The following is a 20,226-nucleotide window of genomic DNA, read 5'->3' as shown; positions in this document are numbered from 1 at the left end:
GCATCTTGGTCGCCTTGCGTCCCCTTACAGGCGAGCCTGCTTGCGCTGCCGCATCAGGCCAAGCAGGGCAAGTCCGGCCACCAGCATGGCGTAGGTGGATGGTTCCGGCACTGGCGATATGTCGATGCTGCGAACAGCGGTACCGTCCAAGATATCGAAACCGCTGCCTATGCCGCTGCAGCCGCTGCCGCCGATGCGCGCGCCGTCGCCCGTCGACACATACGAGGTGGCGGAATAGAGCCCGCCGCATGCGCTTCCCACGCCAGTGACGCTGGTGCCCGCGCCTACGCTGACGTAATCCTTTGCCAGGATGGTGCCGATGAACTCCCCGCTGGCCCCCAGGCTCGTGTAGCCGCCACTGTTCCAGATGACGCTATTGCTGGCATCGGCATTGATCAAGACAATTTTCATAGCCGCTCCAGTGACCAGGTAATCGTCGATATTGAACACCCAGGATTGATTGGGCCGGTTCTGTCCGTCCAGGGTCAGCGTGATGCCGGCCGTGGTCGACAGATTGGCAGCCGTAAACACGCCCGGGTACAGCGTGGTATCGAGCGTCATGGTCGTGCCCAGGGCGGTCCCCTGCCCCATGTTCTTCAGTGCGGCCTGCGCGGCGCCGATCTGCTGCGCATTGCTCTGCACGTTCGTCGGCAGCGCGGAAAGCGTATCTGCGCCATGGGTGGTGCTACTGGCGGACAAGGTGATGGCTCCCAGCGCCGCCACCTTGCCGGCAACAGTGGCATTGGCGCCGACGGTGGCGGCGCCGCCACTGACCATATTGCCGCTCACGACGGCATTGGCACCGATGGTGGCCGCGCCCAGGGACTGCAGATTACCGCTGAGCAACGACGCGGCGCCCATGGTGGCGACATCGCCCGAGACGATATCGCCTGTGACGGTCGAGTTGGCGCCGGTCGTCGCATAGGTTAGGGCAAACACGGAGGTGCCTGACAGCGACTGGCCAAACAGGGGCACGCCTTCGGCGTGGACTTGCGCGGCGGTGCATGCCAGCGTAACGAGCAGCGCCAGTGTTGATGGAGGCAATTTCATGGATTTCTTTTTGCGCAGCTTGCGCATGAATGGAGTCACGTGCGAATGCCGGGACGGCTACAGGAAGCACCACGAAAAAAGCGCGCAGCGTATCCCCGGCCATCATGGCCAACTTGAGAATGAATGGTCGTTTCGCGACTAGCAGCAGGCAGCAGAGGTGAAACACCTGAAACGATATCGTCGAATGCAGCAAACCAGTACGACTGCGCGCAAGGGCCGGTAGGCGGGGAAATACCGCGGGGGATGGGCGGCGGGCGGTCAGCTATTCCGATGGGCGGGTCACGGTGACGACGTGACGCATCGGAACTGGTAAATTGCTTAATGGAAATAATACAGCGCCTGTCGGCGATTAGCCAATCAATTATTACTATGAGGCAATTTGTATTATTTTCTGTCTCATTTACCCGTCCTGGCGCAGCCTTCCCCTGTCTTGACGGGACATAAATATAGCGCTACTGGCACAGGACCGTGGTATAAGGACTGTGTACAACTTGTATATTCTTCATCAGAGGCAAGCGCGACCATGACGTCATCCAGCGACACCTCGGGCCAGGCCGGGAAAAAAGCAGGCTGCAGCAAGTGCCGGGACAACGAGCCACTGGACTTCGACTTCACGTTTGCCTATCAACCGATCGTCGAACTGTCCACCCGCTCGATCTTTGGCCATGAAGCACTGGTGCGCGGCCCCAACGGCGAATCGGCTTATTCGGTCTTGTCCCAGGTCAATGACGAAAACCGCTATATGTTCGACCAGGCCTGCCGCGTGCGCGCCATCGAGGGCGCGGCCCGGTTGGGCATCCAGGAATATCTGTCCATCAATTTTCTGCCGAATGCCGTGTACCGTCCCGAAGCTTGCATCCAGGCCACTTTAGCCGCGGCGCGCGAATACGACTTCCCCATCCGCCGCATCATCTTCGAGGTAACCGAAGGCGAAGAAGTGCGCGACCGGCCCCACCTCGTCAACATCTTCCATGAGTACCGCCGCTTCGGCTTTCAGACGGCCATCGACGATTTCGGCGCCGGCTACGCGGGACTGACCCTGCTGGCGGAGTATCAGCCGCACATCATCAAGATCGACATGGAACTGGTGCGCGGTATCGAGGCAAGCGCACCCAAGCAGGCGATCGTCAAGGGCATCACGGCCATTTGCAAGGAACTCCACATTACCGTTCTGGCGGAGGGTATCGAAACGGCCGCCGAACGCGATTGCCTGAAGGAGATGGGCATCGACCTGATGCAGGGATATCTATTTTGCAAGCCGGCATTGATGGCCATCGGCGTGATCAATCCCGCAGCGTGGTGACAGGCAGTCACCACGCCTTGATCTGCTTCAGCCTTACTTGCCCATCGCATCCTTTTTCATCTCATCCTTTTTCATCTCGTCCTTTTTCATGCCATCTTTCGCCATGGCATCTTTTGCCATACCATCCTTGGCCATGTGATCCTTCTTCATGTGTTTCTTGGCCATCGGCTTGTGCATGCCATCCTTGTCCATCGCATCCTTGTGCATGGCGTCGGTCGAAGCGTCCTTGGCCATCGGGTCTTTCTTCATGGCATCCTGGGCGAAGGCGGCGCCCGACATGAGGATGGCGGAAGCGATAATGGCGGTGATGGTGGTTTTCATGATAAGTCCTTGTCTCAGTGTTGGATGGGCGAGATTGCCCGGTGGTAAAGCTGTTGCTGTGCTACAGGGTGCTGCTTGCTGCTAAATAATAGGAAGGCCGGGAGGGGTCAGGGCCAGGCGCATTGCCGCAGGCAGTACGATTAGTACGACAAGGCAATGCAACATGGCCGCCTTTGCCGTCTTCCTAAGAACCGCCGAACCAGTTATATCCCTGGTTTTCCCAGTACCCTCCCGGATACGTATTCGTCACGAAGATGGCCTGGATGTGCTTGGGATTCTTGTAGCCCAGCTTGGTGGGCATGCGCAGTTTCATCGGATAGCCGTACTTGGGCGACAATTCCTGACCGTCATACGTCAAGGCCATGATGGTTTGCGGATGCAGGGCCGTGGCCATGTCGATGCTGGTGAAGTAATCGTCGGCGCACTTGAAGCCGATGTATTTGGCCGTCGTGTCGGCGCCGACCCGTTTCAGAAAATGGGAAAACGGCACCCCGCCCCATTTACCGATGGCGCTCCAGCCTTCCACGCAGATGTGGCGCGTGATTTGGGTTTCCTGCGGCAAAGCACGCAGCTGCGGCAAGCTCCACGGTTTCTTGTCGGCGATCAAGCCGCTCAATTCCAGACGCCAGGCGTCGCCATCGACCTCTTCCACTTCGTCTTCACCGTAATACGCGTTGAAGGGAAACGGCCGGGTGATCATGGATTCGGGATAAGTCGGCGCCAGTTTGTTCGGGTCGAAGAGCCAGCCCTGCACCCGGTCGTTGAAGCGCGAGACCGCCGTCAAGGCTGTCTCGATGCTGGACGGGTCGCTGGCGTTGCAACCGGTCAGCAGCGACAGGCCGCCCAGGGTCAGGCTGCGCTGCAGGAACAGGCGCCGTGATGGCTGCTTGATCTGGCGCAGGGCGTCGGCCAGCATGGCCTGGCCCTGCTCTTGCACGAGGATGGTTTTTTTCATGATCATCTCCTTAGCGGCCGCGCAGCATGGCGACCAGGGTGCGCGGTACCAGCGCCACCATCAGCAAGTGGACGCCGACAAAGCCCACCAGCAGCGCCATGGCGATGAAATGCACGCGGCGCGCGCTCTCGTAGCCACCCAGCAACTCGCGCAAGAGGGGGAACTGCACGGATTTCCACAGCACCAGGCCGGACAGCACCAGCACGATGCAGTCCAGCATGACGAACAGATAGGCGGCGCGCTGCACCATGTTGTAGTGGCGCGGGTCTGCATGGGCCAGCTTGCCTTTCAGCGCGGCGACGAAATCGGCCAGCAGCAGGCGCGGCGACAGGGGAAAGAACTGGCGCCGCAGCCGTCCCGATACCATATTAATGATCAGATAGAGCAAGCCATTGGCCACCAGCAGCCACATGGCGGCAAAATGCCATTGCAGGGCGCCGCCCAGCCAGCCGCCCAGGGTCAGGGCGCGCGGCAGCTCGAACGGGAAAAATGGCGCAGCATTGTAGATGCGCCAGCCGCTGGTGGTCAGCACCACCACGGCGACGGCATTGAGCCAGTGCGTCAGGCGCAGCCAGGCGGGGTGGATCACGGCGTTGGAATCAGTCTGCGTATGCATCACAGTACTCCCTTGGCGCATGGCGCCGTGCTGACGGCTTGCAGGATGGCGCTGCTGTCGGCCCGCTGCACGAAGGCGACCACTTGCAGGTGTTCGGGGCGCCAGTTGGCGGGCAGCTTGACTTCGCGGCGCAGTTGGGCGCGGCCTTGCTCCAGCGCAACTGGCCCCAGCCACAGGCGCACGGCCGCGTCGTGATGCAGGGTGGCGCCGCGGTTTTCGCCGCGCAGCACAGTTGACACGATGCCGCTTTCGCTGATGGCCAGGTAGAGCTGGCCGCTGGTCAGCGGGTCTGGCGCACTGGCATTCGCTTCCAGCAGTAATTTCCCACCCTGCCCTGGCGTGGCGGACAGGCTGATGTTGACGGGCGCGGCGGTTGCGTTGATGCGGCGTATGGCGGCCGGCAACTGCGTATCCCAGCTGCGCAACTCTGTGCCGCCCACGAAAAACTGGGGCGTGTAAGCCACATGGCGCGGCTGGTGGCGCAGCAGCTCGGCCTGGCGCGCATCGAATTGCGCCTGCGCCAGCGGGTCCGTCCAGCCGATCTGGTCCCAGTAGGTGACGTGCAGCGCCAGCGGCACGACCAGGCTGGCCGTCCCCGCTTCCTTGCGCAAGGCGTTCAGGCGCTGGTCGGCGGGCGGGCAGCTGGAGCAGCCTTCGCTGCTGTACAGTTCCACCAGCGCCGCTGTTTGCGGTCCGCTTTGCACGGCGCAGCGCTGGCCGGCCGCCATCTGCGCGTAAGCGGGTGCCGTCGCGGCCCACAGACAGAGCGGAACGAGGCTGGCGGCAAGGCGGTGCTTGATATGCATGATGACTACCCGTTATAGTGAATGAAGAAACGTGCTTGCTTGTCAATTCGCCGCGATGGCCGGATTGGTTACAGCCACCTTCAATTATTTTTGAATTTGTTGTTAGATTTATTTTTCAACGCCTGTCACCAAAGGCCTGCATGCAACGAATACCTGTTAGCGAGCATCTGCACGGCACGGAATTGCGGCTGCATGGCTTGATGCTGCGCGGGCTCGATGGCGATGCGCAGGCCTACCGCAGTTTCTTGCAGGCAAGCAGCGCCCATTTGCGTGCGTTTTTCCGGCGCCGCCTGCAGCGCTGGCCTGACGAAGTGGAAGACCTGGTGCAGGAATGTTTGCTGGCCATCCACAACCAGCGGCTGACGTATGACACGGGTGTGCCGCTGACGTCGTGGATCCATGCGATCGCACGCTACAAATTGATCGACTGGCTGCGCCGGCATGGGCGGCGCGAGGCGCAGCACTTGCCGTATGACGAAGAAGACAGTGCGCAGGAAATGTTTTCCAGCGCCGATGCCGAGGCGGCCGAGGCCAGCCGCGACCTGGGCAAGCTGCTGGCCACCCTGCCGGCGCAGCAGCGCTGCGCCATCGTGCATACCAAGCTCGACGGCTGGTCCGTGCGCGACACGGCTGCCGCCATGGACATTTCGGAAGCCAGCGTCAAGGTGGCCGTGCATCGCGGCTTGAAGGCACTGGCAGCCAATTTAAGGATAGAAGGAAGCGCATCATGAAAACCGATGACTTGATCGCCATGCTGGCCAGCGGCCCGGACGTAGCCGCCGCAGCGCCCCCGGGCACGCACTGGCGCGCCGCGTCCACCTTGGGCGCCGGCCTGCTGGCCAGCGTCGCCTTGACGGCCATGCTGCTGGGCGTGCGTCCCAACCTGGAGCAGCTGGCACTGCTGCCCGACTTCTGGATCAAGGTGGGCTTTGTCGTGTGCCTCAGCCTGGCTGCCTGGCACGTCAGCCGCCGCCTGTGCGTGCCGGGCGCCAACACACGCGCCCTGCCGCTGCTGATCGCCATGCCCCTGCTGCTGATGTGGGCGCTGGGCGCCATCATCATGCAGGAAGCCCCAGCCGACCAACGCGCCGAACTGTTCTGGGGCGCCACCTGGCGCAGCTGCCCCTTGCTGATCGCGCTGCTCTCGCTGCCCATCTTGGCCGCCGTCCTGCGCCTGATGCGCCAGCTGGCGCCCACGCACCTGCGCCTGGCCGGCGCGGCTGCCGGTTTTGCCGCCGGCGCCATGGCGGCGCTCGTCTATTGCCTGCACTGCCCCGAACTGGCGGCCAGCTTCGTCGGCTTCTGGTACGTACTGGGCATGCTGGTGCCAACCGCCATCGGCGCGGCCATCGGCCCCAAAGTGCTGGCCTGGTAAGGGGCCGGCAAGTTCAGCTGCACACGTTGACAAAAAGTTGAATCCGTTTTTTTTCCCCGTTCGTATAAGTTTGGCAGCCTGCAGTTTCTTGGACCTGCCTGTCAACGCTAACAAAAATCGGGAGAATCGAAATGTCATTGTCACACTCGAAAACCGCACTGGGCGCCGCACTCCTGGGCAACCTGCTCGCCGTGTCTTTTACGTTGGCCATCGTGCCAACGGCCTACGCTTCCAGCCACCGCGAAGCGCCATTCATCACGCAAAACCCCAAAGTCGACGCCACCGACTTCTATATGTTCCGCAGCTATGAAACGGGCCGCGGCGCCTACACCACCCTGGTGGCCGATTATATTCCCCTGCAAGACGCCTACGGCGGCCCCAACTACTTCGCCATGGATCCCAACGCCCTGTACGAAATCCATATCGACAACAATGGCGACGGCAAGGAAGACCTCACCTTCCAGTTCCGCTTCACCAACACCATCAAGGATGGCCAGTTCACCGTGGGCGGCAAGAAAGTCTCGATTCCGCTCGTCATCAATGGCGGCGCCATCGATAGCGTCAACCCGGCCGGCCTGAACGTGCGCGAAACCTACAGCGTGACAGTAGTGCGGGGCGACCGCCGCACGGGAACGCGCAGCAGCGTGACCAATGCCACGGGCGGCGGCACGACCTTCGATAAACCAGTCGACTACATCGGCACCAAGTCCATCCCCAACTATGCCGCGTATGCCGCGCAGCATGTATATGCCGTCAACATTCCCGGCTGCGCCACGCCGGCGCGCATGTTCGTCGGCCAGCGCAAGGACCCCTTCGTGGTGAACCTGGGCGAAACGTTCGACTTGATCAATATCAAGGCACCCGCCACGGAGTTTGCCGCGAATGCTGAGTCGGCCGCCAAGGATGACCTGGCCCGGAAAAACGTCACGGCTATCGAGATGGAAGTGCCGACCGCCTGCCTGACGGCGGGCAGCGACCCCGTCATCGGCGGCTGGACCACGGCCAGCCTGCGCCAGGGCCGTTTGCTGAACCCGGCGCCGGGCAGCACTGCGGCATCGAAGGAAGGCGGCGCGTGGGTGCAAGTGTCGCGTCTGGGCATGCCGCTGGTAAATGAACTGGTCATCGGCCTGAAGGACAAGGACCGCTTCAACGCCAGCAAGCCCTCGGGCGATGCGCAATTTGCCGACTATGTCACCAACCCGACGGCGCCAGCGCTGGTGGAAGTGCTGTTCGGCTCGGCAGGCGCCAAGGCGCCCACCAACTTCCCCCGCAACGACCTGGTAGCCACCTTTTTGACGGGCATCAAGGGCGTGAACCAGCCAGTCACCGTGACGGCATCAGAAATGCTGCGCCTGAACACCTCGATCGCGGCCACCAATGTCGGTGCGCAAAACCGCCTCGGCGTCATCGGCGGCGATAACGCGGGCTTCCCGAACGGCCGCCGTCCCGGCGACGACGTCGTCGACGTGGTGCTGCGCGTGGCCATGGGCAAGCTGTGCACCTTGAACATCGGCTGCGCGCCAAGTGACGCCCCCGCCGGCGGCCTGCACTTCACGGACGGCGCTTTCCTCGATGAAACTTCCTTCACGGCAGGTTTTCCTTACCTGAAAACACCCATGGCCGGTTCGCCGCAGCTGTAAGCCAACCAGGAGAATGCGATGAAAAAGCTCTATGCATGCAGCGCCCTGGCGCTCACGGCCCTGCTGGCCGGCTGCGGTGGCGGTGGCAGCAGCCACGGCGGCGATAACGGCAACGGCGGCGTCAACCCGCCTCCGGTAGTCTTGCTCGATGCGTTTTATGTGGCCGTCAGCAACGTCATCCTGACCACCAGCGATGACAAGGAAGGCGTGGGCATCGACGCCATCATGGCGACGTCTCCGGAAGACACGGAACCGGTGCCGTTGTAAGCCATTGCGGGCGCCGCGGAGACTAGCTCTCCCCGGCGCCCGCCCTGTTCCCCCACCGTTCACGGCGTCCACCATGAAAACACCATTTTCCCTGCTGTGCGCCTGCCTGCCCATGCTGGCATGGGCCGCGCCCTACACGCCGAAGGATGGCAGCGCCGTCATCGAACAACTGCCGCGCCGCGCCGACGCCACGCAAATCGCCCTGCGCGGCCTGCGCCAGCAGCTCGACGCCGCGCCGCAAGACCTGGCCCTGGCCAGCAGCCTGGCGCAGCGCTACATCGCGCTGGCGCGCAGCGAAACGGACCCGCGCTACCTGGGCTATGCGCAAGCGGCGCTGGCCCCCTGGTGGCGGCAGGCGGCGCCGCCCCTGCCCGTGCGCCTGCTGCGCGCCACCATCCTGCAAAGCACCCACCATTTCGATGCCGCCCTGCTAGACCTCGATGCCGTCATTGCCCAGGAACCGGCCAATGGCCAGGCCTGGCTGACGCGCGCCACCGTGCTCACGGTGCAGGGCGACTACACGAAAGCAACGGCGGCCTGCGCCCGCCTGTCGGCCTTGACGACGCAGCTGGTCACCGTCACCTGCCTTGCCAATATCGCCAGTGTCACGGGCCGCGCTGCCAGCAGCGAGCGCTTGCTGGACATGACCCTGCGGCGCAGCGCCGGCGCAGCGCCCGAACTGGAAAGCTGGGCCTTGAGCCTGCTGGCGGAAATGGCCACGCGGCGCGGAGAGAGCACGCTGGCCGAAGCGCGCTACAAGACAGCGCTGGCGCAGCAGCCGCGCGACAGCTACCTGCTGGGCGCCTACGCGGATTTCCTGCTCGACCGGCAGCGCCCGCAGGACGTCGTCAAGTTATTGAAGGAGCAGCAGCGCATCGACGCCCTGCTGCTGCGTTACGCGCTGGCCCTGCAATCGCTGCCCGGCCAGCAGACGGCATTCCTGGCGGCAAAAGCGGAACTGGCGGCCCGCTTCAACGCCGCCATGCAGCGTGGCGATACCGTACACCAGCGCGAGCAAGCCCGTTTCACCCTGTTTTTGCAACGGGATGTGCCGGCCGCCCTGCAACTGGCGCAGAAAAACTGGGCCATCCAGAAGGAAGTTCCCGACATGCGCATCCTGCTGGAAGCGGCCCTGGCCGCACGCAGTTACGGGGCCGCGCAACCGGTGCTGGCCTGGATCGCCGCCAACGGCGTGGAAGACGAGGCCCTGCAGCGCCTCGTCCGGCAGCTGGGGCCGCAGGATGGCCAGAAACTCAGTGCAGCGAAGAAGGCAGGTGTACTGTGAAACGATGCCTCTTCATCCTGCTACTGTGCGCCTGGCTCGCTCCCGCGCAAGCCCACAAGCCCAGCGACAGCTATGTGAGCCTGGCTATCCAGGGCCAGCAGATCGAGGGACAATGGGATATCGCCCTGCGCGACCTCGATTTCGCCATCGGCCTCGATGGCAATGGCGACGGCGCCCTGACCTGGGATGAAATCCGCGCGCGCCACGAGGCGATTGCCGCCTACGCCCTGCAGCGCCTGCAGGTGGCCAGCGACCAGGGCGTCTGCCCCTTGAAAGCTGTCGACCAACTGATCGACAGCCACACGGATGGCGCCTACAACGTGCTGCGCTTCCAGGCCACCTGCCCCGGCACCGCGCCAGCCAGTGTGACGATCGGCTACACCCTGTTCGCTGACCTCGATCCGCAGCACAAGGGTTTACTCAAGATCAATAGCGGCGGCGCCACGCAAACGGCCATCTTCGACCCGGACAGCCCGCGCCAGACGCTGTCCCTGGCCGCGCCCGACCGCCTGGGGCAGTTCGGCGCCTACGTCAAGCACGGTATCTGGCATATCTGGATCGGCTATGACCACATCCTGTTCCTGCTGTCGCTGCTGCTGCCGGCCGTGCTGCTGCCCGGCTTGCGCGAGCAGCAGCACGGTTTGAAGGCGGCGTTTGTCGACGTGCTGAAAGTCGTCACGGCGTTCACGCTCGCCCACTCCATCACCCTGAGCCTGGCCAGCCTGTCGCTCGTGTCGATGCCGTCGCGCTGGGTGGAATCGGCGATTGCCGCTTCCGTGATCCTGGCCGCGCTGAACAACCTCCTACCGCTGTTCCGGGGCAAGCGGCCCGTGGCGGCCTTCGCCTTTGGCCTGATCCACGGCTTCGGCTTTGCCAGCGTGCTGCGCGACCTGGGCTTGCCGCAGGGCTCGCTGCTAGCCAGCCTGCTGGGCTTCAACGTCGGCGTTGAAATCGGACAGCTGGCCATCGTCGCCGCCTTCCTGCCCGTCGCCTGGCTGCTGCGCAAGACCTGGTTTTACCGGCAAATCCTGACCGTGGGTTCGCTGGCGATTGCCTTGGTGGCGTGCGTGTGGCTCGTCGAGCGGCTAGCCGACATCAAGCTGATCAGTGCATGAGCGGGGCCATGCATTCGCCCAGCGCATGCCGGCTCAAGGAAAGCCGATAAACGCCTGCGGCACGGCATCAACCAGCCACACGCCGTTTTCCGATAGATAAAACACCTGGCCTTGCGCCTGCATGGCGGCCGCATCCACCGTCAGCACGACGGCCTTGCCGTGGCGCGCCCCCACGGCCACGGCCGTTTCGCGGTTGGCAGACAGATGGACATGATTGCGCGATCCGGGCAGCAGGCCGGCCGCGCGGATCGCCTCGACAAAGCGGCTGGCAGTGCCGTGATACAGCATGGCGGGCGGCGTGGCCGGTGGCAAGTCGATGTCGACAGCGGCCAGGGAATGCCCCTGGTTGGCGCGGATGCGCAAGCCGTCGGCACTGATGGCGTAGCGCGTCTTGCTGTCGCGCGCCACCACATCCCGCAATTGCTCAAGGGAAATGGAGCGGCCATGGCTGCCCGCCTGCGCCAGCAGCTGGCCGATGTCGGCCCAGCCCTGGGCATCGAGTGCAAGGCCGATTTTTTCGGGCGCGTGGCGCAGTATGAGGGAAAGAAATTTACTGGTATTTACCAAATGATCTGTCATGCCACAGTTTACCGTTATCAGAACGCATATGACAAGGTCAGGCGCGCGGAACGCGGTTCCACCGGGTGGAAATGCCGGTCGTTCACCCCGTCCACCGCCTCGCCGGGCAGGCGCGACGCATAGTAATAATCGATGTCGCTGGCGCGCTTGTTGAACAGGTTGAACACGTCGAGCGACAGCCGCGTCTTGCGGTTGATCTGATACGCAAGGCGCGCATACGCCAAGGTTGTCGAGGCGGAGCGCACGCTGTTGTCCTCGATCAATGGGCGGGGACCGAAATAGCGCAGCTGGAAGGCGGCCGACCACGGTCCTTGGTCCGTCACCGTCACGCCGAACGAAGCCACCTTGTCGATGGAACCCGGAATGAAGTTGCCGGCCGTATCACTCTGCGTATAGCGCGCGCGTGAGGCGGCCAGATCCAGGTCGAACAGCAGCCAGGGCGCGGCTATGTAATGGTTGTTCCACTCGATGCCGTGGCGGCGGCTGGCGCGGCTGGGTTCCGTCTCGCCCGCGTCACCGACGAACAGCAGTTCGGACGCGATATCGAGACGCCACAGGGCCAGCGAGCTTTGCAGGCCCGGCAGCCATTGCGTGCGCGCGCCCAGTTCCATGCCTTTCGTCGGCACCAGGGGTGTGACGGGCGTGGAAGGCGCGCCATCGGGCAAGCGCGTCTGCGTCGCGCCCCGCGCATCGTTGCTATGGAATCCCTTGCCATAATTGACAAAAAACTCCGTACTGCTCCACGGCCCGAGTATCAACGACAGCTTGGGCGACACCACGTGGTCGCTCGCCGTGCCACTGTTGCCGTCGATACTGCTATCGACCTTGAAACGGTAGGCGTCATAGCGCACACCCGCCACGGAACGCAGCCAGGGCAGCCATTGCACGGTGCTTTCCCCATACAGGCCGACGCTGGCCTCGCGCACCCGGTCTTCGCGCACGGTGCTTTGCCGCACCCGCTCCACCGTGCTATACAGTCCCACGGGCGACAGCCGGTCGTAGCGTGCCTGTACGCCGAGCTTGTTTCGCATGGTCAATCCCGCCAGCTCCGTGTTCCAGCTTTCGCTGGCGTTCACGCCGGCCACCGTGCGCCGCTCGCTTTGCTGGAACTGGTCGCCATCTGCCGGGTTGGCCAGGAAGTAGGTGAAATCGCTGTTGAGTTCCAGCTGCGAACGAATCAGATACGCGTCCAGCTCGAACAAGCGGTTCTGCGTGCGCTGGCGCATGGCATACGACAGGCTGTAGCGCGACGTGTCGCCCCCGTCGCTGGGCGCCAGCGAACCAAAACGGCCGATCTGGCCCGATTCCACGGCGCGCAGCGGCACCTGGTCGGTGGCGTTCCAGCTGTTGCGATACGCCATGGCCGTCACGCTGTAGCCATCGTCAGGCGTGCCCTGGCTGTAGCGCAGCACGCCGCTATATTTACGCACGTTTTCCGGCACGTCCCAGGGGCCGTTGTTGCGGTTCACCTCCAGGCCGTACAACAAGGTGCCTGGCCCAGCATCCAAGGATGCAGCCACGACGCCGCGCACGTAACCGTGCTGACCGATGGATATGCTGCCCTGGCCTTGCGGCAATTTGTCGGCCAGGCGAATACGCGCAGCACCGGCCGAGGCAAAATCGCCTTCGCTGGCGAAATACGGTCCCTTCTTGTAATCGATACGCTGCACCAACTCGGGAATCAGGAAATTGAGGTCGGAATAACCCTGTCCATGCGCGTGCGTGCGCATGTTGACGGGCATGCCGTCGACATAAGTGGCGAAATCCGTGCCGTGGTCAAGATTAAAGCCGCGCAAAAAATACTGGTTGGCCTTGCCGTCGCCACTGTGCTGGGTGACGATCAGCCCCGGCACGAATTCCAGCAACTCTCCCGTGCGCAAGGAGGGCCGGTTGACGATCAGTTCGCTGGTGATGACGCCCTGGCTGGCCGCGTCCGACGTGCCGACGGCGTTGTCATAGTGGCCCGTCACGCGCACGGTGCGCGCCTCATTGGCAACTGCATCAGGCACCGCGTCGGCAGGCGGCTCCGCCCATGCGCTGGCCTGGATGGCAAGCCAGGCCAATGCCAAAGGGACTCTCCTCGATTGCATATCTTCTCCCGTTCATCCTGAAAACAACTGCTTGTGACTAGTCTCTGAAGATACGCAAAACACCGGCGTTCGGATTCAAACATTTGCGCAAAATCAAGCTGCAAAACACATGTTTTCAAACAATGCAATAAATAGAGGCGAGGTTATCTTTAGAGAGAATGTCGCCATGTAAAAAGTGCATACTACCTTTCAGAATCCGCGCACAAGACCGGCCCGCCAGCATCTCCTGCCATGCCTGCCGCTCTTTCGCCCGCGCCGCACCGCCGTGCGCATCAGGGCTGTCGCTGTGATTTCGCCGTCTACGCATCGCCCTGCCATATCGACCAGGCAGGCTGGCGCAGCTGCGGCAAAGTCTTTGGTTTTTTCCATATTGTCAGACACCGGCACGCCTGCACGGCGCGGCCTGGCGACCACTTTGAACTGGAGAACTACATGACATTGTTCCTGCCCTCTTCCACTCTGCTGATATCGGGCGACAATCCGGACGGCCAACGCTTCGTGCTGGCCTCGCAGCAATGGATCGACCTGCAGACGCGCATCCAGGCCGTGCTGGCCCTGCCGTCGGATATCGGCGAATACGAACAGCGCTACGGCGACGCTTCGTCCGGTTCGCAAATGAAGGAATGCTTCGACGCCATGCGCAAGCTGCGCCAGACGGCCGAGCGCTACGGCAGTCCCAGCAGCCTGCGGGCAAAGATCCTGCGCGACCCGAATTTCCTGGCCAGCGGCACGCGCCCAAAAAACGATGCCTTTTCCTCCACCGTCTGGACCGTGGAACGGGCGCACCGCGATGCCTTTACGCTGTCGTCGACCTTGCGCAGCATCCCGGAGATGGCGCGCCACGAATCGGCGGCCGACGCCACGGCCGGCATCAAGAGCCTGTTCCTCGACAATGGCCAGATACTCGACAATATGCAGAACACCATCGCGAAAATCGGCGAATTGATTGCGGAGTTCGAACAAATCGAAACAGCGCTGGACGAAGCCCAGTTGCTGATGCGCACCTTCACCGAACGCTCATCCAAGACGCGCACTGAACTCGACAAGGAAATCGGCGCCCTGGGGCAGAAAATCGGGGATCTGGAGCGCGCGCGCGACGCCGCCTACTCGAAATGGCTGGCATTGACTATTTCCGCCTGCATCGTGCCCGCCGTCATCGGCATCATCGGCATCGCCATCATGGTGATCTTGGCCGTGCCCACGGGCGGCGGCAGCTTTGCCATCGGTTCGGCCGTCACGGGCGGCGGCGTGGCCCTCTCCGCGGCGGCGCTGGGCGCGGCGGCCGGCGTGGCGCGCGGCAAATACGATGGTCTGGTACAGGATGTACACGAGCAGAGCGCCTTCCTCGCCAAGCGCGCGTGCTACCGCAGCGACCTGGGCGCGCTCGATGAACTGATGAAATTCTCGCTGCCGGCATCCAACGGCATCCTGGGCCAGTTGCGCAGCGTGCAAGCGGCCTGGAGCGCATCGGCGAGGGAACTGGGCGCGCGCGCCAGCGATTTGAGCGTGGACAAACTGCACACCGGACCATGGCTGCGCGAAGCCGAGATGGTCAAGGCTGCTGATGGCTGGCGCACGCTCGACAACGCCTTGAAGGCGTTTGTTACCGGGTCCTTTGTCGATGCCAATCTGCTCGGCTTTGGCGCCAGCTTGCCGCCAGACCAGCCCGACTGGCAGCAGCAACTGGCGGCCAGGCTCGCCGCCTGACGCCAGCGTTTTCAGTAGCTGTCTTCCGTACTTCCACGCAGTCTGACCTGATCACTGAAGGGAACTACCATGAGTGTTACCGCTATTAATACCGCCGCCACGCCATCGATCGACCCGCCGCCAGGCTTGACCACGCCTGCCAATCCCCAATCCGGACAAAAGAGCCAGTTTGCCCTGTTCAGCGATAGCTGGATCGAATTGCAAGCCTATGTGGGCTCGGCCAGCGAATTGCCCATCACCAAAGGCGATTTCGAAAGCAAGTACGGCGCCGTCGATGGCTCGCAGACGGTACTCGATTGCATCGGCGCAATGAAAAGCGTGCAAAACGCCTCCACCGAATTCGGCAACCCGAAAAGCCTGCGCGCGGCCCTGATCAAGAATCCCGGCCTCCTGGCCACGCCGACGCCGCCGACAGAAATCTACACGCACACAGTATGGCTGGGCCAGCGCGTGCATGACACCTCGACCAAGCTGGTGAGCGGCTATCAAAGCGTGCTGGATGAACTGCCGGGCCTGCCTCCCAAGGAACAGGTGGAGAACCTGAAAGCCTATCTGTTCGACCAGACCATGGGTCCGATACCGCTGGCGCAAAAAATGTCGGCCGAAGTGGCGGCACTGATCAGGAAGCTGGGTCTGTTCGAACAGAAAATGAATGAATACAACAGCAAGCTGCAGGCATTTACCAGCAGTTCGTCGACGATGATCGCTAATGTCAACCGCACCATCGGCGGCCTGGAAACGAAGATCGTGGAACTGGAGAAACTGCGCGATGCAGCCTACAAGGCCTGGCGCGACTTCACCATCGCCGCCGTCACGGCGTCCGTCGGCTGCGCGCTGATCGGCGGCCTGCTGGCGCCGTTCACGGGCGGCGTCTCGCTGCTGGTGGGCGGCGCAGCCGCCATCGCCACCGGCGTCGGGCTGGGCATCAAGGCGGCGCAGAACCGCGCCGCCTACAACGAATATTGCACACAGATCAGCAGCCAGACGCAGGAATTGCAAAAGAAACAGCGGCTGCGCAGCGACCTGGGCGACTTCAACACGCAGATGGCGCGCGTGGGGCCGGCCATGTCCAAATTCCTCGGCAGCCTGCAAACGGTGGAAGGCGTGTGGGTGCAGATGAATACGGACATGATCACGCTGGGCAACAGCATCACGGAATCGAACGTGGGCAGCATGCCTTTCCTCGTCAAGGCGAAAGCCAAGCTGGCCATCGATTCCTGGCAAGCCATCGATGACAGCGCCAAGCAGTTTACCGTGCAGTCGCTGGTCGACTACGACAGCCTCGCATTCGGCCAGCACTTGTCGGAAAACCAGCGCGCCGCTTGATGACAGTTGCCCCCCGACCCAGGCACCGGGGGGCAAACATACCGATCGTTGGCTTACAGAAAGGCAAACACCATGTCGAGACAATTCGGATATCCGCTGGCGGTGCAACAGGCGGCGCTGCGGCAAGCTGTTGATGATGGCAATCCCCATCTGGCGTTTGAAGGCGGCAGCGCCTGGGATCACCTCACGTACTACATAGCCCAGGCGGACAAGCAGCAGCCCGGCCCGGACAAGCCGCTGGCAACGGCGGCGCAAGCCGTAGCGGACGAGGCTGCCCGCTTTGGCACGCCGAAAAGCTTGCGTGCCCTGCTGGCCACATCGCCTGACACCCTGGCGCAGAACACGCCGCCGGCCATGCTGTACGCGGGCCTGGTATGGTTTGTCTTGCGCTTGAAAAGTTCGGCTGCCAGCATGCTGTCGTATCAACAATCACTGCTGGAGGCAGGTGTTGCCGCCAGCGACAGGCGCGAAGTACTGCATGCGCTGGGACCGATGGTGGAAGAAGCGCGCGCGTCCATTGCCCCCCTGCTGCAAGGCTTGAACAAATGGAAGGATGGCGTCTTGCCGGCGAATGCGGCGCTGGCCCAGCTGGCTACACAGACGGGCACCGATCTGCAGGCGCAGCAGGAGGCGCTGGGGCGCTTGCAGGCAGCCATCGCATCGATAGAGGAACAATTGGCGCACCTGGGCCTGTTCAGCGGGCACAAGAAAAAGGAACTGGAGGCGCAGTTGCACGCCTTGCGTGAGCAGCTGGCGCGCGACACGGCGCTGTCCGAGCAGCTGCGACTGCAACTGGAAGGCGTCAACCTGCTGCTGGCCAATGGCGGCTGGCTGGAAGCGGCTATCGATGAGCTAATCCATTGGCTGGACGGCTTGCGCACCGCGTGGAGCGCTCTCGGTTCCGGTACGACCCAGCTGGCGGCCGACGCCAGCGACGCGGAACTGGGCAACGACAGCTGGCTGGCGCAAACACTGGCCAGCGCCATGGCCTTTCCCCTGTGGCAGGCGCTCATCACCGCCGCGCAACGCTACGCCAGCAACGCGCTGGTCGACTTCCCCGCGCCGCCCGACGCGGCGGGACGCCAGCCATGAGGCGCGCCGCCGCACGCCTGCTGCATCTGCTGGCCATGGCCACCCTGGCGCTGGGACTGCTGCATGCGCCCACCATGGCGCAAAACAGCAATACCGCCGCGCTGGAAAACGCGCTGCGCCAGCTGGCGCAATTCCAGCGCGAAGTGGCGAATATGCGCAATGCCGTGCGCCAGCCTCTGGGGCCGTACCCGCTGTACACGCAGTGTAGCTGGTGCAGCGAGCATGCGTGGTGGGGCCTGGGCATGTGCACCAAGACGACCACGGAAACATGGTCGCAGAATGTCGATTTCACATGGACGCGCAACCAGCTCGATCAAGTGCTGGCCCGCGCCGAACGCGATGCGGGCAACCTGGGCACGGCATATGCTCCCACCCAGGCGTGGATAGACAGCTTGCCGGCCTTTAGCCGCGCCTTTGACGCGAACGCCGACCGCGTGCTGGCGGTGCAGGAGCAGATTCGCCAGGGAATCGGGCCCAACGACCAGCAGAGGCAAACGGCGACGCAGGCGCTGCAACAGCTGAGCAGCGACATGGAGCGCAGTTCGGCCCAGCTGAAGGCGGGCACGCAGGCACTGGCGGTGTCGCTGCAGCAGCAAAGCGCCTATCGCGAACAGATCCGCCTGGCCATCGAGGGTGCCGACCGCTCGGCCCAGGAAGCGCTGCGACAGATTGAACAGGCGGCCCAGTCGCATCACTGCCAGGATGGCTTGCCGCAAAAGTTCAATGCCATCCGCGACGACTTCAAGCGTTCGATCCAGAGCATCTCGGCAGCTTTCCAGCAGCTCGATAGCAGCAGCCGCGGCGCCGAGACCGGCCTGGCCGCACTGCTGGGCGCTGTCGTCACCTCGCAGACCGACATGCAATCCATCCTCGACCTGCTCAAGGCGGCGCAGAACGACAAGCTGGGCAGTTTCCTCGAGCGGCTGCACCTGAATGCGGCGAAACAGCAATGGCACGACCTGGCCAATGCCTATACGCGGGTGGCGCGCGAAGCGGCGCTGGCGCAAGGAGGCGGCTGACAAAGACTGACACTGCCGGATGCCGCCGCTTTGCGCCGTCTCAATACCACGGCCGCCCTACTTCCTATGATGAGCATATGCAGCTTGTGCAATGCCGCATCCATTGGGGGGGCCGTGGGCAAATCGGATACCAGCAGCGCCGGCGCCAGTGCGCCGGCAGCGGTGCGCAAGAAAGATGCGCTGCCATTCATCCTGCTATACATCCTGCTGGCGGGCTTGCTGGCAGTGATAGGGGGGGCGGTCCTGGCGCCCCGCTACCAGGCCGTGCCGGCGCTGCTGTGGAGCCTGGGTTTTTGCGTCAGCGGCATGCTGCTGGGATTTCTGTTCGGCATTCCCCGCACCCTGCCCTCTGGCATGGTCAACATGGCGCAAGCCGAGGACCGTCCGAACGGCAAGCGACGCAGCACGGACGAGAACACTAACGGGGGGGCCGGCAATACCCTCTTTCTCGGCACGCCCGCGCCGATGGAAATCAATTCCAACTTGGTGGAAGTATCGGACTGGCTGACCAAGATCATCGTCGGCGTGGGCTTGATCGAAATGAAGACCTTGCCCGCTACGGCGCGCGGCGTGGCCGCATTCATCGCGCCCAGCCTCGCCATTGCGCCAGACACGGCCCAGGCCGTCGTGAGCGGCATCATGCTGTTCTTTTCCGTGCATGGTTTCCTGATCGGCTACCTGCTCACGCGCATTTACCTGTCCATCATGATCCAGCGGGCCGACAGCCTCGTCAAAAATGATTCCGTGCGCCTGGAAAGCGGCAAGGAAATCGAAGTAACGGAACTGAGCCGCTTACAGCAGAAATCGCTCGACGACATGCAGGAAGCCGTCACGCAACTGCTGCTGGCCCATCCACCGGACGGGGGCGCGGCAGTCACGGCCCTGGCCGGCGTGCCGACAGCGCAAAAGCCGTCCAGCCTGGTGCTGTGGCTGGATGACCATCCGTGCAACAACACCTTGCTGGTGGAACAGCTGGAACGGGAAAACATCAAGGTAGACCAGGCTGTATCGACGCGCCAGGCGCTGGACATGCTGCAACAGAAGGCCTATGCACTGCTCATCACGGATATGGCGCGGGTGGAAAACCGCCGGCGCATCAAGGATGCGGGCGTGCGCACGGTGCGCGAAGTGCGGCAGGCGCTGCCCACGCTAGCCATCATCGTGTATTGCAGCAAAGATACGGTCGCCAGTTACGGCACGCAAGCGCAGGCGGCCGGAGCCCGCTTCATCACCACCTCGGGCACCAGCCTGCTGGCGGCCGTCAACAAGCTTTTGCATGAAGAACGCCAGGACGGCGATCAATCCACCCGGTAACGGTAGCTGCCCACGTAATGCAGCGAACTGCGCTGGGGGTGCGCCAGCCGGTTCGGCGCAAACACGCACACGCTCGTGTCGGCCAGCACACCCTGCGCCTGCGCATCCGCGCACGCCTGCGCCAGCCAGCTGTCGCCATACGAGACGCCATCGAGCAATTGCGCCAGCGGCACGGGCGAGGCCAGCAGCGCGCTTTCCACACACGCTGGCTCGTAGTGCGTGAGACCCGTTTCCAGGAAAAATGGCGACGGCACGGCGTCTCCATCCTCCGTGTACGTGGGCGACAGGTAAGCCTGCAGCGCTTCCCAACTGGCGAAGCGCCCCTTGCAGGCAAATACGTGGACGGTGGTCACGGTGGAAGACAAG

The 20,226-nt window shown here is 63.1% G+C and carries 20 protein-coding genes; 12 read left to right on the top strand and 8 right to left on the bottom strand.

The genetic code is table 11. From position 1 onward, the window contains the following. Positions 1 to 24: 24 nt before the first annotated feature. Complete coding sequence (locus ACQ4WZ_RS07940; protein ID WP_436573038.1) at positions 25 to 1,050, bottom strand: ice-binding family protein; 1,026 nt, start codon at positions 1,048 to 1,050, stop codon at positions 25 to 27. A 523-nt stretch (positions 1,051 to 1,573) separates the two neighbouring features. Between ACQ4WZ_RS07940 and ACQ4WZ_RS07935 the strand changes: the two genes are divergently transcribed. After that, on the top strand, positions 1,574 to 2,353 hold the full coding sequence (locus ACQ4WZ_RS07935) for an EAL domain-containing protein (RefSeq protein ID WP_101481475.1): 780 nt from the start codon (positions 1,574 to 1,576) through the stop codon (positions 2,351 to 2,353). Positions 2,354 to 2,386: 33 nt separating this feature from the next. On the opposite strand, the gene ACQ4WZ_RS07930 is transcribed toward ACQ4WZ_RS07935, so the two are convergent. The 4 genes from ACQ4WZ_RS07930 to ACQ4WZ_RS07915 all read right to left on the bottom strand — a co-directional run bounded on the left by ACQ4WZ_RS07930 (position 2,387) and on the right by ACQ4WZ_RS07915 (position 5,051). Continuing rightward, the gene (locus ACQ4WZ_RS07930; protein WP_436573037.1) at positions 2,387 to 2,674 is read right to left on the bottom strand and encodes a pentapeptide MXKDX repeat protein; all 288 of its coding nucleotides are present in this window, start codon (positions 2,672 to 2,674) and stop codon (positions 2,387 to 2,389) included. A 184-nt stretch (positions 2,675 to 2,858) separates the two neighbouring features. Then, positions 2,859 to 3,635, bottom strand: a complete 777-nt coding sequence (locus ACQ4WZ_RS07925; RefSeq protein ID WP_436573036.1) for a molybdopterin-dependent oxidoreductase — start codon at positions 3,633 to 3,635, stop codon at positions 2,859 to 2,861. 4 nt (positions 3,636 to 3,639) lie between these two features. Next, on the bottom strand, positions 3,640 to 4,245 hold the full coding sequence (locus tag ACQ4WZ_RS07920; RefSeq protein ID WP_436573035.1) for a cytochrome b/b6 domain-containing protein: 606 nt from the start codon (positions 4,243 to 4,245) through the stop codon (positions 3,640 to 3,642). Further along, positions 4,245 to 5,051 carry a DUF1223 domain-containing protein gene (locus tag ACQ4WZ_RS07915; RefSeq protein ID WP_436573034.1) on the bottom strand — a complete coding sequence of 269 codons (807 nt, stop codon included), beginning with the start codon at positions 5,049 to 5,051 and terminating at the stop codon, positions 4,245 to 4,247. Before ACQ4WZ_RS07915 ends, ACQ4WZ_RS07920 begins: the two co-directional genes overlap by 1 nt. 140 nt (positions 5,052 to 5,191) lie before the next feature. Between ACQ4WZ_RS07915 and ACQ4WZ_RS07910 the strand changes: the two genes are divergently transcribed. The 6 genes from ACQ4WZ_RS07910 to ACQ4WZ_RS07885 all read left to right on the top strand — a co-directional run bounded on the left by ACQ4WZ_RS07910 (position 5,192) and on the right by ACQ4WZ_RS07885 (position 10,733). Next, on the top strand, positions 5,192 to 5,782 hold the full coding sequence (locus ACQ4WZ_RS07910; protein ID WP_101481479.1) for a sigma-70 family RNA polymerase sigma factor: 591 nt from the start codon (positions 5,192 to 5,194) through the stop codon (positions 5,780 to 5,782). Further along, on the top strand, positions 5,779 to 6,426 hold the full coding sequence (locus ACQ4WZ_RS07905) for an NrsF family protein (RefSeq protein WP_436573033.1): 648 nt from the start codon (positions 5,779 to 5,781) through the stop codon (positions 6,424 to 6,426). Before ACQ4WZ_RS07910 ends, ACQ4WZ_RS07905 begins: the two co-directional genes overlap by 4 nt. Positions 6,427 to 6,557: 131 nt before the next feature. After that, positions 6,558 to 8,066, top strand: coding sequence for a DUF4331 domain-containing protein (locus ACQ4WZ_RS07900; protein ID WP_436573032.1), 1,509 nt, complete (start codon positions 6,558 to 6,560; stop codon positions 8,064 to 8,066). 18 nt (positions 8,067 to 8,084) lie between these two features. After that, positions 8,085 to 8,333 (top strand): hypothetical protein, encoded by a 249-nt coding sequence (locus ACQ4WZ_RS07895; RefSeq protein ID WP_101481481.1) that lies wholly within the window; start codon positions 8,085 to 8,087, stop codon positions 8,331 to 8,333. A gap of 73 nt (positions 8,334 to 8,406) precedes the next feature. Further along, complete coding sequence (locus ACQ4WZ_RS07890) at positions 8,407 to 9,618, top strand: tetratricopeptide repeat protein (protein ID WP_101481482.1); 1,212 nt, start codon at positions 8,407 to 8,409, stop codon at positions 9,616 to 9,618. Continuing rightward, positions 9,615 to 10,733: a HupE/UreJ family protein gene (locus ACQ4WZ_RS07885; RefSeq protein ID WP_436573031.1), complete on the top strand. Its 1,119-nt coding sequence runs from the start codon at positions 9,615 to 9,617 to the stop codon at positions 10,731 to 10,733. Before ACQ4WZ_RS07890 ends, ACQ4WZ_RS07885 begins: the two co-directional genes overlap by 4 nt. A gap of 33 nt (positions 10,734 to 10,766) precedes the next feature. On the opposite strand, the gene ACQ4WZ_RS07880 is transcribed toward ACQ4WZ_RS07885, so the two are convergent. Continuing rightward, a complete protein-coding gene (locus ACQ4WZ_RS07880) occupies positions 10,767 to 11,312 on the bottom strand; it encodes an RNA 2'-phosphotransferase (protein ID WP_436573030.1) in 546 nt (181 codons plus the stop codon). 17 nt (positions 11,313 to 11,329) lie between these two features. Further along, positions 11,330 to 13,402 (bottom strand): TonB-dependent receptor, encoded by a 2,073-nt coding sequence (locus tag ACQ4WZ_RS07875; protein WP_436573029.1) that lies wholly within the window; start codon positions 13,400 to 13,402, stop codon positions 11,330 to 11,332. A 432-nt stretch (positions 13,403 to 13,834) separates the two neighbouring features. Between ACQ4WZ_RS07875 and ACQ4WZ_RS07870 the strand changes: the two genes are divergently transcribed. The 5 genes from ACQ4WZ_RS07870 to ACQ4WZ_RS07850 all read left to right on the top strand — a co-directional run bounded on the left by ACQ4WZ_RS07870 (position 13,835) and on the right by ACQ4WZ_RS07850 (position 19,860). Then, the gene (locus tag ACQ4WZ_RS07870; RefSeq protein ID WP_436573028.1) at positions 13,835 to 15,109 is read left to right on the top strand and encodes an alpha-xenorhabdolysin family binary toxin subunit A; all 1,275 of its coding nucleotides are present in this window, start codon (positions 13,835 to 13,837) and stop codon (positions 15,107 to 15,109) included. Between the two features lie 69 nt (positions 15,110 to 15,178). Then, positions 15,179 to 16,435, top strand: a complete 1,257-nt coding sequence (locus ACQ4WZ_RS07865; protein ID WP_101481486.1) for an alpha-xenorhabdolysin family binary toxin subunit A — start codon at positions 15,179 to 15,181, stop codon at positions 16,433 to 16,435. Positions 16,436 to 16,507: 72 nt separating this feature from the next. Beyond that, a complete protein-coding gene (locus tag ACQ4WZ_RS07860) occupies positions 16,508 to 17,527 on the top strand; it encodes a hypothetical protein (RefSeq protein WP_436573027.1) in 1,020 nt (339 codons plus the stop codon). Next, positions 17,524 to 18,546 carry a hypothetical protein gene (locus ACQ4WZ_RS07855; RefSeq protein WP_436573026.1) on the top strand — a complete coding sequence of 341 codons (1,023 nt, stop codon included), beginning with the start codon at positions 17,524 to 17,526 and terminating at the stop codon, positions 18,544 to 18,546. Before ACQ4WZ_RS07860 ends, ACQ4WZ_RS07855 begins: the two co-directional genes overlap by 4 nt. 114 nt (positions 18,547 to 18,660) lie before the next feature. Beyond that, positions 18,661 to 19,860, top strand: coding sequence for a response regulator (locus ACQ4WZ_RS07850; RefSeq protein WP_436573025.1), 1,200 nt, complete (start codon positions 18,661 to 18,663; stop codon positions 19,858 to 19,860). On the opposite strand, the gene ACQ4WZ_RS07845 is transcribed toward ACQ4WZ_RS07850, so the two are convergent. Continuing rightward, on the bottom strand, positions 19,845 to 20,225 hold the full coding sequence (locus ACQ4WZ_RS07845; protein WP_436573024.1) for an immunity 22 family protein: 381 nt from the start codon (positions 20,223 to 20,225) through the stop codon (positions 19,845 to 19,847). The genes ACQ4WZ_RS07850 and ACQ4WZ_RS07845 overlap by 16 nt on opposite strands. Position 20,226 lies beyond the last annotated feature (1 nt).

The sequence above is a fragment of the Janthinobacterium darwini genome (assembly GCF_051380905.1).
Taxonomy (GTDB): Bacteria; Pseudomonadota; Gammaproteobacteria; order Burkholderiales; family Burkholderiaceae_D; genus Janthinobacterium.
This window is presented reverse-complemented; position numbering and strand designations above follow the sequence as displayed.